Annotated in this window: 16 protein-coding genes; 8 read left to right on the plus strand and 8 right to left on the minus strand. The window is 66.3% G+C overall.

Annotation, left to right across the window (positions count from 1 at the left end; genetic code table 11):
• Nucleotides 1-14: 14 nt before the first annotated feature.
• Nucleotides 15-1,160 (minus strand): acyl-CoA dehydrogenase family protein, encoded by a 1,146-nt coding sequence (locus L5G33_RS05050; protein WP_236997062.1) that lies wholly within the window; start codon nt 1,158-1,160, stop codon nt 15-17.
• A gap of 333 nt (nt 1,161-1,493) precedes the next feature.
• Between L5G33_RS05050 and L5G33_RS05055 the strand changes: the two genes are divergently transcribed.
• Complete coding sequence (locus L5G33_RS05055) at nt 1,494-2,159, plus strand: TetR/AcrR family transcriptional regulator (RefSeq protein WP_236997063.1); 666 nt, start codon at nt 1,494-1,496, stop codon at nt 2,157-2,159.
• 4 nt (nt 2,160-2,163) lie between these two features.
• Here the strand turns inward: L5G33_RS05055 and L5G33_RS05060 are convergent, their stop codons facing one another.
• Nucleotides 2,164-3,033 carry a MarR family transcriptional regulator gene (locus L5G33_RS05060; RefSeq protein ID WP_236997064.1) on the minus strand — a complete coding sequence of 290 codons (870 nt, stop codon included), beginning with the start codon at nt 3,031-3,033 and terminating at the stop codon, nt 2,164-2,166.
• A 101-nt stretch (nt 3,034-3,134) separates the two neighbouring features.
• Here L5G33_RS05060 and L5G33_RS05065 point away from each other — a divergent pair, with 101 nt between their 5' ends.
• Genes L5G33_RS05065 through bluB form a run of 3 tightly spaced genes read left to right on the plus strand, consistent with a single transcriptional unit; the run spans nt 3,135 to nt 5,099 of the window.
• Nucleotides 3,135-3,917, plus strand: a complete 783-nt coding sequence (locus L5G33_RS05065; RefSeq protein ID WP_236997065.1) for an SDR family oxidoreductase — start codon at nt 3,135-3,137, stop codon at nt 3,915-3,917.
• A 29-nt stretch (nt 3,918-3,946) separates the two neighbouring features.
• On the plus strand, nt 3,947-4,414 hold the full coding sequence (locus L5G33_RS05070; RefSeq protein WP_236997066.1) for a nuclear transport factor 2 family protein: 468 nt from the start codon (nt 3,947-3,949) through the stop codon (nt 4,412-4,414).
• Nucleotides 4,415-4,439: 25 nt separating this feature from the next.
• Nucleotides 4,440-5,099, plus strand: coding sequence for a 5,6-dimethylbenzimidazole synthase (bluB, locus tag L5G33_RS05075; protein ID WP_236997067.1), 660 nt, complete (start codon nt 4,440-4,442; stop codon nt 5,097-5,099).
• Nucleotides 5,100-5,147: 48 nt separating this feature from the next.
• Here bluB and L5G33_RS05080 read toward each other — a convergent pair whose 3' ends face one another.
• The 5 genes from L5G33_RS05080 to L5G33_RS05100 form a co-directional block, all read right to left on the minus strand.
• Nucleotides 5,148-6,137, minus strand: coding sequence for a glycine betaine ABC transporter substrate-binding protein (locus L5G33_RS05080; RefSeq protein WP_236997068.1), 990 nt, complete (start codon nt 6,135-6,137; stop codon nt 5,148-5,150).
• Nucleotides 6,134-6,898: an ABC transporter permease gene (locus tag L5G33_RS05085; protein ID WP_236997069.1), complete on the minus strand. Its 765-nt coding sequence runs from the start codon at nt 6,896-6,898 to the stop codon at nt 6,134-6,136. The genes L5G33_RS05080 and L5G33_RS05085 overlap by 4 nt, the downstream gene beginning before the upstream one ends.
• Nucleotides 6,895-8,010: an ABC transporter ATP-binding protein gene (locus tag L5G33_RS05090; RefSeq protein ID WP_236997179.1), complete on the minus strand. Its 1,116-nt coding sequence runs from the start codon at nt 8,008-8,010 to the stop codon at nt 6,895-6,897. Before L5G33_RS05090 ends, L5G33_RS05085 begins: the two co-directional genes overlap by 4 nt.
• Nucleotides 8,011-8,096: 86 nt before the next feature.
• Nucleotides 8,097-8,744: an ABC transporter permease gene (locus L5G33_RS05095; RefSeq protein WP_236997180.1), complete on the minus strand. Its 648-nt coding sequence runs from the start codon at nt 8,742-8,744 to the stop codon at nt 8,097-8,099.
• A gap of 154 nt (nt 8,745-8,898) precedes the next feature.
• A complete protein-coding gene (locus L5G33_RS05100) occupies nt 8,899-10,509 on the minus strand; it encodes an AMP-binding protein (RefSeq protein WP_236997070.1) in 1,611 nt (536 codons plus the stop codon).
• A 133-nt stretch (nt 10,510-10,642) separates the two neighbouring features.
• Here L5G33_RS05100 and L5G33_RS05105 point away from each other — a divergent pair, with 133 nt between their 5' ends.
• The 4 genes from L5G33_RS05105 (at nt 10,643) to L5G33_RS05120 (ending at nt 13,132) form a co-directional block, all read left to right on the plus strand.
• Nucleotides 10,643-11,491: a helix-turn-helix transcriptional regulator gene (locus L5G33_RS05105; RefSeq protein ID WP_236997071.1), complete on the plus strand. Its 849-nt coding sequence runs from the start codon at nt 10,643-10,645 to the stop codon at nt 11,489-11,491.
• 106 nt (nt 11,492-11,597) lie between these two features.
• On the plus strand, nt 11,598-11,996 hold the full coding sequence (locus L5G33_RS05110) for a VOC family protein (protein WP_236997072.1): 399 nt from the start codon (nt 11,598-11,600) through the stop codon (nt 11,994-11,996).
• Between the two features lie 58 nt (nt 11,997-12,054).
• Nucleotides 12,055-12,384, plus strand: a complete 330-nt coding sequence (locus L5G33_RS05115; RefSeq protein WP_236997073.1) for a hypothetical protein — start codon at nt 12,055-12,057, stop codon at nt 12,382-12,384.
• Between the two features lie 73 nt (nt 12,385-12,457).
• A complete protein-coding gene (locus L5G33_RS05120) occupies nt 12,458-13,132 on the plus strand; it encodes a hypothetical protein (RefSeq protein ID WP_236997074.1) in 675 nt (224 codons plus the stop codon).
• A gap of 13 nt (nt 13,133-13,145) precedes the next feature.
• Here the strand turns inward: L5G33_RS05120 and L5G33_RS05125 are convergent, their stop codons facing one another.
• Entirely contained in the window at nt 13,146-13,808 is a 663-nt protein-coding gene (locus L5G33_RS05125; protein WP_236997075.1) for a PAS and ANTAR domain-containing protein, read from the minus strand.
• Nucleotides 13,809-13,916: the final 108 nt, after the last annotated feature.

Here is a 13,916-nt window from a genome sequence, read left to right on the forward strand (position 1 = left end):
TTGCTGTGAGCGGTTTACGGGGCTGCGGTCCGGCCGAGGAGGCTGCGAGAGATGACGAGTTTGGAGACCTGTGCCGTTCCGTCGCCGATCTCGAGGCCGATCACGTCGCGCAGACGCTGGCCGACCTTGTGCTCGGTGGAGTACCCGACGTGGCCGAGGGTGAGGAGGCACTGGTGGATCACGTCCACTGCGAGCTTCGGCGCCCAGAACTTGGCCATGGCGGCTTCCGCGGAATGCTCGATCGCATTGTCCTTGCGCCACAGCGCCTCATAGCAGACGTGACGTGCGCCGGTGATGTAGGTGGCGTGCTCGGCGAGTGGGAAGGAGACGCCCTGGAACTTGCCGATCGGCTGTCCGAACGCCTCGCGCTCCTGCGCCCAGACGACGGCCTCGTCGAGCGACTGCTGCGCAGCCCCGAGGCAGAGCAGTCCGATGATGGCGCGCGAGTAGTCGAAGCCCTGCATCACCGAGACGAAGCCGCCGCCCTCGTCGCCGATCAGGTCGGCCGAAGTGACGGGCACGTCGTCGAAGTGGACCGATGCCCGGCCGATAGCTCGACTGCCCAGATCGTCGAACGGCGACCGGGTGATTCGCTCGTCGTGCAGGTCGACCCAGAACGCGCTCACCCCACGGGCGCCCGGGCCGCCGGTCCGGGCCAAGACGACCCCGCGGTCGGACGCCATGCCGAGCGTGATCGACGTCTTCTCCCCGGAGAGGAGCCACCCGTCGTCGGTCGGTGTCGCCTTCAGCGACAGCGCCGCAGCATCCGTGCCGTGATCCGGCTCGGTGATCATGATGCACGGGACCGTCTCCCCCGAGGCGATGCCGGGAAGCCATGCGGACTTCTGTTCGTCGGTGCAGTTGCGGACCAGGACGTCGCTGATCAACGCCGTGTTGATGATGAGATAGCCCGCGTTGAAGTCGGCTCGGCCGACCTCCTCCGCGGCGATGCCCGCGATGACGGCAGTCGCGTCCTGGCCGCCGTACTCCTCGGGGATGCGAAGCCCGGTCAGCCCCATATCGGCCATGTCGGTCGCCTGCTGTCGTCGGAACTGCGCGGTCTGGTCGTCGGCCTGATAGTGCGGGGCGAGGACCTTCTGCGCCCACCGCGCCATCTCCGTGCGGAAGGCCCGTTGGTCGTCGTCGAATCCGTAGTGCACGTGCATCTCCTCTGTTCTTGGCTTCTAGCGCACGTGCAGGACGTGACGGCCGCCGCAGTGACTCCCGCCGCAGTGACTCCCAGCGCAGTGGTTCCCAGCGCAGTGGTGCCCAGTGCAGCGGTTCCCAGTGCAGTGATTCATGGCGTACTCCTGATCGATGTCGGGGCTGAGAGCGCCGATTCGAATGAATATCGATTCACTAATGATGAATCTATGTTCATCCCGTCGGAGTGTCAAGGGTCACGCCCTATCTGTGCCGCAGCGAGGGAGTCACGCACCCTCATCTAGAATGAACGCAGATTCATTCCCGCAGATTCATCCCCAGGAGGTGTCATGTCCGCGGATCCACAACGTGCGTCAGTCAGTGACGCGGTGCGAGTGGTCAGCGCGTCGATGCGATCACGACAGATTCTCGACGCGGCGGCCAGGCTGATGGAGCGCACCGGGTCCGAGGCCGTTTCGATGCAGGCACTCGCCACCGAGGCCGGAGTCAGCGTCGGATTGATCTACCGCTACTTCGGCGGAAAGGACGACGTCCTCCTTGCCGTGATCGTCGAGGTCCTCGACGCGTTCCGGACCAGCGTGCCGCAGGCTGTCGACGCCGCGGGGGACGATCCTGTGCGACGTCTCGCCGCCGCGTTCACCGCGTACTGCCACGTGATCGCGCGATACCGCCACGCGGCCGTGTTGACCTATCGCGAGTCGAACACGTTGTCCGCCGAGGGCCGCGAGACCATCAAGACGCTCGAGGTTGAGACGAGCCAGCCACTGCGTACGGCGGTCCGCGACGGGGTCGACGCCGGGGTGCTCTCGACGCCCAACGCCGACCTCGTTGCCTACGACCTGCTGCTCCTCGCACATGCGTGGGCGCTCAAGCACTGGTACTTCGAGCAGACCATGACGTTGGACGAATACGTCGATGCGCAGTTGGCACTGATGCTCCAGGCGCTGATTCGACCAGACCTGCGCGCCGAGTACTCGGACCTGCTCGACCGCTGACCCGTCAGGCGGCGTCCAGCAGCGCCGAGATGCGCGTGGCCGCTTCAGTGAGGGCCAGCCCGAACTCGGCGCGCTCGCGTGGATGCACGGCCGATCGCAGAACTCCGAGCTGCAACTCGTAGCCTGCCTCGCCGTGGTGGAAGATCGGCGCCGCCAGATAGCTGACCGGTAACGCCTCGTCCGCTGCGAGATCGTCGGAGAGATAGGCACGCGACGTCAGGCCGGCGAGCTGTCGGGTTGCTGTACGGCGAACCGCCGGGTCGATGAGCATCGGCCCGACAGCGCTCAACAGATCAGCCAGGGACTCGACGAGCGAGGCATCGGACGACATGGGCCGGTACGCCGCATAACCGAGTTCGCGAACGCTGTCGAGAACCGCTCGCGCCCGGTCGCCGTTGTCCGGACGGTCGCCCTGCCACCTGAGCTGATCGGCCGGCGACCGCCACGCCATGACAGCGGCCACTGCGGGATACGACACCGTCAATGTCTGCCCGAGCCCCAGGCCCGGGACCGGGCGGATCGGCGAGTGGACCTTCGCCACCACCGTCATCCGGTCGTCGACGAGTCGACTCACCGTCACACCGCACGACGTGGCCGCCACCAGATCGTCGAGTATCGAGATGATGTCCGGCGTCATCGCCGTACCGGCTCCGTCGCCTCCTCCGAGGGCTGCGACGCCGGCGCCCAATCGGTACGCGCGCGAGGTGTCTCGCTCGACCCATCCAGCCGCATCCAGCTCGGCCAGGATCGCCGACATCGTCGGGCGCGCCACCCCGACCGCATCGGCGATCTGGGCGATCGTGCACGGGGCCTCGGCGCTCGCGAGATGCTCGAGCGTGTCGACCACGCGACGGGTCGGGGGTGAACCGGGCACGTGTAGGTCCGCCTCTCTTGTCTGGGCCGAGCGACACGGTTACGGTGTGTCGGATATTCACACCATATGAATCGATTATTCGAATAGCAAGGGAGTCTCGGTTGCTCGACACATTCAAGTTGGACGGACAAGTTGCCATCGTGACGGGTGCGGGCCGCGGGCTGGGTGCCGCGATCGCTGTCGGACTCGCGCAGGCAGGCGCCGATGTGGTGATCTCGGCGCGCACCGAGGCCGACCTGTCCGAGGTCGCGGACCAGGTGGCCGGAGCCGGCCGCCGTGCAGTGCCGGTGCCGTTGGATTTCGCCACCGACGAACCCGGACAGCTCGTCGACATCGCAGTGGAGAACTTCGGCAGAGTCGACATCGTCGTCAACAACGTCGGCGGTGCGATGCCCACGCCCTTCCTCAACACCCGGGTGAAAGACCTCGAGCGTGCGTTCTCGTTCAACGTCGGCACCGCGCATGGACTCTCGCTCGCAGCTGTCCCGGTCATGTTGGAGAACGACGGCGGTTCGATCATCAACATCACGTCGTCGATGGGCCGCCTGGCGGGCCGAGCGTTCCTCGCATACGGGACGGCGAAGGCCGCGCTCGCCCACTACACGCGGCTGGCCGCCGAAGACCTCGCACCGAAGATCCGCGTCAACGCGATTGCACCCGGCGCCATCCTTACCTCGTCACTGAGCTATGTCGCCGAAAACGACGACATGCGTGGCGAACTCGAGTCGAACACCCCGCTCCGTCGAATCGGCGATCCGGGCGACATCGCAGCAGCCGCCGTCTACCTGGCGAGCCCCGCCGCCGCGTACGTGACCGGCAAGATCATCGAGGTGGACGGCGGCCTCGAGGCGCCGAACCTCGTACTCCCGATCCCTGATCTGTGACCCGCCCCGACTACCGCAAGGATCGCCCGATGACTCTGCTCGAGACCGTTCGCGAGATCGAACATCTGAAGTACCGCTACCTGCGTGCAGTCGACACGAAGGACTGGGACGGGTTGTCGGCGACGCTGACCGAGGACGTCCACACCGATTACGGGACCAAGATGGGCGGCCAGGACCTGTCGTTCACCGACCGGAAGTCGGTGATCGAGTATTTGAGCCGGGCGATGAGCGGTTCGATCCTCACCGAACACCGCGTCGATCATCCGATCATCAATGTCGACGGTGAAACCGCCACCGGCAGTTGGTATCTGCAGGATCGCGTCATGGTGCCCGAGTTCGACACGCTCATTATCGGAGCGGCGTTCTATGCGGACGAGTACCGGTTGACGCAGGACGGCTGGCGGATCAGCCGAACCGGCTACGAGCGGACGTTCGAAGCGGTCGGCAGCCTCTCGGCGGGCGGTTGGCAGGTCCATCCCGGTCCGGCGCTCACCTGACGACGCGCCCGAGTACGTTCGGGTCATGGTCGAACGAACCTCATCCACCGGCGCAGGCAGCTTCGACCGCGAGTTCGTCGCCGAGTTCGACGAACTCCTGCGCTGGCGTCGGGATGTTCGGCGTTTCCGCACAGACCCGCTCGAACCGGGGGTGCTCGATGAGATCCTCGCGTCGGCGGAGCTCTCCCCCTCGGTCGGCAACAGCCAACCGTGGCGCTGGGTGGAAGTCCGGTCGCCTGGCCCGCGCGCCCTGGTGAAAGCCACTTTCGAGCGGTGCAACTCCGCCGCCCTCGCCGGCTACGACGGCGCCCGCGCCCGTGACTACGCGACGTTGAAGCTGTCGGGTCTCGACGACGCGCCGGTCCATCTGGCGGTGTTCTGTCGGCCCGACCCCGACCAGGGCGCGGGCCTGGGACGTCGGACGATGCCGCAGACACTCGAATACTCCGTGGTGATGGCCGTCAGCGCGTTCTGGTTGGCGGCGCGTGCCCGCGGCGTAGGGGTCGGCTGGGTGTCGATCCTCGAACCCGGCGACGTCGTCGCCGCTCTCGACGTCCCCGACGACTGGGCCCTGGTCGCCTATCTGTGCGTCGGCTATCCGGAGTCGCTCGACGAGACCCCGGAGCTCGAACGGCTCGGCTGGCAGAAGCGGACCGACCCGCACGCCCGCTACGAGACCCGCTGACCAGTCGGTACCGAACAGGCCAGTCGACACTAGACACGCCACTCGGCACTAAACAGTGACGAAGCCCTTCGTCACCATCCAGTCGCGGGCGACGTCGGCCGGCTCTCGGCCCTCGACGTCCACCTGCCGGTTGAGTTCGCTCATCTCCTCCGAGGTCAGGGCCTCGAGAACGGGCTTGGTGACCACGGCGATCGCCGGGTAGGCCTCGGCCGTGTCCTCCCGCATCGTCAGCGCCGCGTTGTAGTTCGGAAAGAACGCCTTGTCGTCGTCGAGCAGCGCGAGGTTCAAGGCCTTGATCCGGCCGTCGGTGGTGAAGACCTCGCCGAACGCACAGTTCCCGTTCGCAATGGCCTGGTAGATGATGCCGGTCTGCAGGATCTGCGTCGGCACAGACGCCGGATCGAAGCCGTAGGCGGCAGCCATGCCGGGGAATCCGTCCTGGCGGCTGCGGAACTCGGTCTCCACGCACGTGGTCGCCGCACCCGGGTCACTGTTAACCAGATCGGCGTACTCCGAGAGTGTGTTGACTCCGAGCTTGTTCAGATTGGCCTGGTTGACCGCCAACGCATACGTGTTGTTGAGGGGCGCGGGATTGACCCACACGACACCGTTCTCCACGAGGTCCTGATCGCGCACCGCCTCGAACTGCTTCGTCGGATCCGGGATGGGCTTCTCGTTCCCGAGGTAGTTGATCCAGCCTGTGCCGGTGTACTCGATGTTCAGGTCGACCTGTCCGGCGAGCATGGCGTCGCGGGCCGAATTCGAGCCCTGAATGTTCGTCAGGTCACGTACATCGGCTCCGGCCGCAGCGAGACTGAACTCGAGGATGTAGCCGAGAATGACCTGTTCGGTGAAATCCTTCGATCCGACCGTGAGTTTCGTACCATTCAGCTCCTCCTGCTCGGTGATCGATCCAGGCTTCACCGGCAACGGGAGCGCGCCGCCGGATTCCAGACCGCATGCCGCACCGACGACGATGGTGAGCGCCGCGATGAGAACCCCGGCGAACCCGCGGAACCACTGCGCACGCGAGCTCATCGCAGCCCCTTCGGTCCGAGGTAGCGTTCGGCGAGCGCACCGCACCAGTCGACGAGCAACGCCAGACACACCGCCAGAATCGCACCGAGAATCAGCGTGACGTTGTCGCGCAACTTGTAGCCGGTGTCGATCAGGATGCCGAGACCGCCCGCGTCGACGAGGAAGCAGAGAGTCGCTGTGCCGACGGCGAGGACGAGCGAGGTCCGCAGCCCGGCGAGGATGAAGGGGACGGCGAGCGGGAACTCGACGATGCTCAGGATCCGGACCTCCGACATGCCCTGGCCTCGCGCCGCGTCGATCAGCGCCGGATCGACTTCGTCGAACCCCAGGATGCTGTTGCGAAGCACCGGCAGCAGCGAATAGAACGCGACAGGCAGGACGCCGATCCAGAATCCCGTGGTCGCCGTCCACAGGAAGAACAGGACGAGCAGACCGATCGCCGGGGCGGCCTGCCCGATGTTGCCGATGCCGACGAAGATCGGTGCCATCCAACGGAATCGCCGCCTCGTCACCAGGACGGCGAGCGGCACGGATATGGCGAGGACGATCGCGGTGATCGCAGCGGTCAACGCGAGATGCTCACCGATGAGCTGGGTGATGTACGACGCGTTGATCGTCGCCTTCTGGGTGTCCGTGAGATCACGGGAGAACGCCCAGATCAGCACGCCCGCCGCCAGCACGCCGACGATCAGTGGCTGCGCCCACAGTTGGACGATGCCCGCCCGGCCGGACTTGGCCTCCGCGGCAGCCGTCGTGGTCATTGACTCGGGCTCTCGGTCGCGGGGGCGGCAGGCGGATCGGCGATCGGCGGATTATCCTTGTGCTCGTCGCGCAGCATGCGGATCGTGTCGACGAGGGTCTCGATCGTGATCACGCCGACGTATCGCCCGCGTGACCCGGTCACCACTGTGGCGGCGTTCCGCTCGGCGAGGATCGCCTCGAGCGCGTCCTGCAGGGTCGAAGCGGTCGTCACGCTCTCGCCGAGCGCCAGTCCGACTCCGGTGAGTGAGGTCGCGCCCCTGAGATGTTCTCGATCCGTCCACCGGACGGGTCTATCGCGCGCGTCGAGGATGATGCCCCAGGTGTCGATGCGGTCCGCGAACTCCGTCGCGGAGTCGCCTTCCCGCGCGGTCGGACGTTGTTCGATGTCGACGTCTCGCACCCGCATCAGATTGAGTTGCTGCAAGGCGGCGCCTTGGCCGACGAACCCTTGGACGGTCTCGTTCGCAGGGTTCGCGAGAATCGCCTCCGGTGTGTCGTACTGCAGTACCTTCGACTGCTCGCCGAGGACTGCGATCCGGTCCCCCAGCTTGACTGCCTCGCTGAAGTCATGGGTGACGAAGACGATCGTCTTCCGCAGTTCGGCCTGCAACTGCATGAGTTCGTCCTGCAGCAGACCGCGCGTGATGGGGTCGACGGCGCCGAACGGCTCGTCCATCAACAGGACTGGAGGGTCGGCCGCCAACGCCCGCGCGACGCCGACGCGTTGCTGCTGTCCGCCGGACAGTTGGCGCGGGTAGCGGTCACCGAACTGCTCGTGGTCGAGACCGACCAGATCTAGGAGTTCCGTCACCCGATCGGCGATTCGCGCCTTACTCCATTTCAACAGTTTCGGGACCACCGCGATATTCTGCGAGACCGTCATATGCGGAAACAGTCCGCCCTGCTGAATCGCGTAGCCGATGCTCTGTCGGAGTTTGTTGGCGTCGAGCGACAATGCGTCACGGCCGCCCATCGTGATGGTTCCCGATGTCGGTTCGATCAGCCGATTGATCATCCTCATCGTCGTCGTTTTACCGCTCCCGGACGGTCCGACGAACACCACGATCTCCCCCGCCGGAATCGTGAGTGACACGTCGGCGACCGCGGGCATCCGTTGCCCGGGGTATGTCTTCGACACGTGGTCGAGGACGATCTCCACTCCGGAGATGCCGTTCCCGGATTCTTCTGGATTCGCGCTCAACGGATTCCCTTCGAAGTCGTGAGTCGACCGATCACCACGTAGATGCCGTCGAGGATCAGCGCCAGGATGACGATGAGGACGGTGCCGGTGAGGGCTTGAGGAACTGCGCTTGGGCTGCCCACCCTCGACAGTCCGGAGAAGATCAGATTGCCCAGGCCGGGGCCTTTCGCATATGCGGCGATCGCCAGGATTCCCATCGCCATCTGGGTGCTGACCCGCATGCCGGTGAGGATCGACGGCCACGCGAGCCGCAGTTCAATGCGGGTCAGGACACGGAATCTGTTCATTCCGATCCCGCGCGCCGCGTCGGTGATCGCCGGGTCGACGGCGCCGAGTCCGACGATCGTGTTTCGGACGATCGGCAGGAGCGAATACAGCGTCAACGCTATGACAGTCGGCGGCACACCGAGTCCGAGTATCGGAATGAGCAGACCCAGCAGCGCGAAGGACGGGACCGTCAGAATCGTGCTGGACAGCGCGGTCGCGAGCGATGAGCCTGCCGGACTGCGATACACGAGAATGCCGACGCCGACGCCGATCACCGTGGCGAGCAATAGGCATTGAATCACGGCACTGACATGCAGATAGGAGTCCACAGCCAGCTGTGACCTGCGATTGCTTATGAAATCCCAGATATCGTTCAGTGGATCTGTCCTCTAATCGAAAGTCGCGCTAATCGACAGTTACCGTAACCCACTCACCGACACCTGTTCACGAGATCGTGCGACAATCCCTGCACCCGCCGACATCGAATCGGTCGGCCCGCCGTCGTGATGCTCGATCGACAGGTGCGATCTCTCAGGCTTCTCGCTTGGCCTGCTCTCGCAACGTGAACTTGAGGATCTTGCCGGTCGAGGTGCGGGGCAGATCGTCGACGAACACGATGTCTCGCGGAATCTTGTATCCAGCGAGCAGTTTGCGGGCGTGGGCGATCAACTCGTCCGCGGACACCATTTCGCCCGGCCTGCGCTGAGCATAGGCACGGGGCCGTTCACCCCACTTCGCGTCCGCCACGCCGATCACCGCGACATCGAGGATCGCGTCGTGACTGACGAGAGCCTGCTCCACCTCCACCGTCGAGATGTTCTCGCCTCCGGAGATCACGATGTCCTTGGCCCGATCCTTCAACTGGATGTAGCCGTCGGGGTGCATGACCCCGAGATCGCCGGAATGGAACCAGCCGCCGACGAACGCCTCCTCGGTGGCCTCCGGATTCTTGTAGTACCCCGCCATCACGTTGTTGCCGCGCAGGACGATCTCGCCCATGGTCTCGCCGTCTGCGGCCACGTCGTTCATCTCGCTGTCGACGACGCGTGCCGCCTCGGCCTGCACCATGCCGACGCCTTGGCGCGACAGCCTCCCCGCCCGCTCGTCGGCGGGCAGATCGTCCCACGCAGGCTGGTACTCGCAGATCGTGTACGGTCCGTACACCTCGGTGAGTCCATACACGTGGACGACTGTGACGCCGATCGCCTCGAGCTGACCGATGACCGTCGGCGACGGCGGAGCCCCGGCCGTGGTGATGTACAACGGCGCGTCGAGTGCATGGGCGCGATCGGCGCTGACGATGGTCGTGCACACCGTCGGCGCACCGCACAGGTGAGAGACGCCGAGATCGTCGATCGCGTCCCAGATCGCGTCGCCGCGCACCGCACGCAGACAGATGTGGGTGCCCGACGCCTGGGTGACCGCCCACGGCGTGCACCAGCCGTTGCAGTGGAACATCGGCAACGTCCACAGATAGCGGGTCTCGGGCGTGAAGCTGTTGTGGAACGTCTCGCCGAACGAATTCAGGTAGGCGCCGCGATGGGTGTACATGACGCCTTTGGGCTTACCGGTAGTGCCGGACGTGTAGTTGATGCTGATGATGCGGCTCTCGTCGTCGACGACCCACGGGATGGGCGGCGAGTCGAGGGCGCCCGCACAGGCGAGGTAATCGGTGTACGAGACGGCCCCGTCGACGGTCGTCTCCGATGGCGTGGGACCGAACTCGGTGTCGGTGATCTCGACGAGTGTCGTCAGCTTCGGCAGCTGCCCGACGATGGCGGCGACCACGTCACGGAACTCTGCATCGTAGAACAGGGTGGTGGCCTCGGCGTGGTCGAGGATGTAGACGAGTTCGGGTCCGGCGAGCCTCGAGTTCAATGCGACGAGGACGCCACCGGACAGCGGGACGCCGAAGTTCGCGACCAGTGTCTCCGGCAGGTTCGGCGTCAGGAACGCGACGCGGTCGCCGTCGTCGATGTGATCTCGCAGGACCCGGGCCATCGCCTGCGCTTCCGCAGCGAACTCGGTGTAGGTCCACCGCCGCGAGCCGTAGACGATCGCCTCCTTGTCGCCGAAGACATCGGCGGCACGCTCGAGGAATCGGAGCGGGCTCAGTTCACTGCGGTTCGGGACGGGTGCCATCACGGTTCCTCCGGTCGATGCATCTTGGACGGGCTCGATTCTTGACGGTAGGTCCACGCCGGGCCCGGCCACCACCCCCGAAAGTAGGTAGGGTGATCTGGCACGATTGGCGAGGGGGCGGCAGAGAGAGACGATGGACACCAAACGCCCGAGCGATGCCGACGCTCTCGCCGCCGTCTTGCGCGCGGGGGGCCGCAACGCCGGTCTGCCGGTGATGTTCGGCGGCCTGGTCGGCGAGCGTGCGAGCGCGTTGCTCACCGGGTTCGTCGGCACGCGCAGCCGTATCCTGCAGAATCTGGTGATCGATTCCTCGCGCGGGCTCGGTGGACGTGCGATCGCCGAGGGTCGGGTCGGCGCCGTCGCCGACTACGCGAACTCGTCCGAAATCACCCACGAGTACGACCGGGAGGTCGCAGGCGAAGGCATCGAGTCGCTGCTGGCCGTGCCAGCGGTCGTCCGCGGCCGCACGCGCGCGGTGATCTACGGCGGTCTGCGGCGCGTCGAACTGATCGGGGACCTCGCGATCAACCGGATCGCGACATCCGCTGCCCGGCTGGCAGGCGAGATCGAGATCCGCGACGAGGTCGATCGTCGCGTCGCACTCATCGCGGAATCAGCTGCCGCGCAGTCGCTCCCAGTCCCGGCCGGGGTGTCCGAGGCGATCATCTCCAGCTATGTCGAGCTCGCCGACATCGCCCGTTCGACGGCGGATCCTGCTCTAGCCGAACGCTTGCACGGCGTCGAGAAGGTTTTGCGCGGCGCCGGTACCGCGCACGATTGTGACGGCCCGCACCTGTCCCCGCGCGAGTACGAGGTGCTCAGCCATGTGGCGCTCGGGTGCGGCAACGGTGAGATCGCCGATCGGCTCGGACTGCGCCCGGAGACCGTCAAGTCGTACCTCCGCACGATTATGACCAAACTGGAAGTCCGGAACCGTCGGGAGGCCGTAGTTGCCGCACGTCGGCACGGACTGCTGGTGTGACCACACCACGCTATGACCACATCCGTTGTGGGGAGCCGAGTGTTTCGGCCCGACAGTGGCGGGGAACCCAGACGTCGAGAATCGCCCACGCGCCACGAAGGGACCCATGTTCATCCTCGAGTCCGACACGCCGCACCGCCTGGCAACCGACGACATCGATCGCACCGCGGAGTTCTGGAGCCGTGCGCTGCACCTGACTCGGCGCCGACGTGGCGGCGAGGGCAAGCGCGAGGGCCAGGACATCGAACTGGTCGACGACGATGATCGCACGCGATTGGTCGTCGCCGCCCCGCCAGGGCATCAGACACAGCCCCGTCCGACACACATCGGGATACGCGGGTGGGACACCCAGGACGTGACGGCGGCGGTCGAACGGTTCGTCGCGCTCGGCGCCTCGACGCCGAGCCCACCGTATCCGGATCGGCCCGGTTACGCCGTCGTCGTCGATCCCGACGGCAACACCATCGAGATCACCGCGCGCAACAGCCCTGCCGCTGACGGTTGAGCCCCGATGGTTGAAGTCCGGATGATTGAACTGACGGTCGACTGGGTACTCGTCCGGCATGACGCCAGACACGCCGAGCGCCGGACGGCGGGACGCCGAGAAGCGGTGGTCCGATCCGAACTCGTTTCGCGCCGCGGCCCGCTATGCGGCTGCGGTGCTCGTGGTCGGCGCCGTCCTGCTCGTCGTCTTCGCGGCGACCGGCGGCACGAGCGTGGTACTCGGAGCTTCGGTGCCGGGGGTGTTCGGCGTGGGCGGCCTGCTGGCGCTGGGCATCGGTTTCGCCGCGTATCGGCGCGGGCGGATGTGGGTGTACTGGCAGGGCGCTGCGTGGGCTCTTCTCGCGTTGATGCTCATCGCGCTCCCCCTCGCCCTCACTGCGCAGCGATAGTGCCCGCCCGCCGTCCTAGCCGCGCAGCGATAGTGCCCGCCATAGACCGTCACACCACAGTCAGGAGAAGGCCATGACCGGGTCGAGGTTCACCGGCGCCGCGGAACGGATCGGGCACGCCGTCGCGAGTCTGCGCAGTGGCCGGGCGGTGCACCGCCGCGGACTGACGTTGCCGGGTTCGGCGACCGTCGAGCGCGGTGTGCTGCCGATCGGATCCGGACCGGTCACCCTCCGCGTCTCGAAGGGCATCGGTGCGCCGGGCGCACTGCCCGACCTCGTCGGTGTCGCCGTGCGCTTCGCGCCCGAGACCGTTCTCGTCACCAGTGACTCGGGACCCTGGGATCTGCTCATGACGGGGCCGGTGCGTCGGGTTGCAGGCATTCCGATTCCGACACCGACCCGCGGGTGGGGCCGGATCGATGTGTCCGCCCTGACCGAGTTCCGGCATGACGAGGCGACCTGGCGAATCGCGGGACGACTCACCTGCCCACCGACACCGCCCGGACTGGATCTCGATTCGCTCGCGGCCGCACTCCACACCCAAGAAGCGACCCTGTCCGTCACCGCGAGCCGCGACCGCGGCCAGTGGACGCAGCTCGCGACCGTCGTATTCGGCGGAGACGTCGTCGCCGACGACATCGCATTCGACCCGTCGATCACCCCCCACTCGGTGGAACCGGTGCCCGGGCGGTTGACCGACATCCGGCGCGCCGCCTACCGCGGCAGCCGCCACGGCCGAGACCGGTAGGTGCCGAGCCGGTCTACGGCTCGGATTCTGCCGAGCCGCTCAGCACGACGAGGTCGAACTCGCGCCGGACGCTCTCCGGTATGCACGGATCAGCCAACGCGCCCTCGACGATCGTTCGACAGACGTCGACGACGGGCACGTTGCGCGACTGCGAGAGCCAGCGGAGCACGTCGAACGCGCGGTCGTCGTCGATGCCGTAGACGAGCATGAGCATGCCCTTCGCCTGCTCGATGACTGCTCCCCGGGCGCGGAAGTGCTGTACCTGTTCGTCGACGCGGTCACGGACCGTGTCGTCGACCGCGGGCCCGAGATCGACGTAGAAGCCGCCGGTACCGGCCACCTCGCCGTCTCGACCCCGGAACGTGCGACCCATCACGACGACGTGATGAACGCGGCCCGCCGTGTCGACGATGCGATGCCGACTGGAGAAGTGCGTTCGCCTCTCGCGCATGGTCCGCACGAGTTCGGTGAACGATTGGCGGTCGTCGATGTGCTTGTGCGAGATGAGCAGCGCGGTCGTCGGCTGCACTTCTCCCGGCCGGTACCCGTGTATCGCGGCCACTTCGTCCGACCACTCCCACCGGTCCTCGTCGAACCAGTACCGGAAACTGCCGACGCGAGTTCCCGATGCCCTCTGGCTCGCCGAATCCGCTCCCGCGTTGGTTGAGTTCGTCACTGTACTGACATTAGCGTTCGGAGACCTCGCCCGCTGCCGTGAACGAGGAGAACACCGCCGGTACTCGCGGTGCAGTGTTTGCCGATGAGCGTGACCGGGTACTCCTTG

The sequence above is a fragment of the Gordonia liuliyuniae genome (assembly GCF_021738805.1).
Taxonomy (GTDB): Bacteria; Actinomycetota; Actinomycetes; order Mycobacteriales; family Mycobacteriaceae; genus Gordonia; species Gordonia liuliyuniae.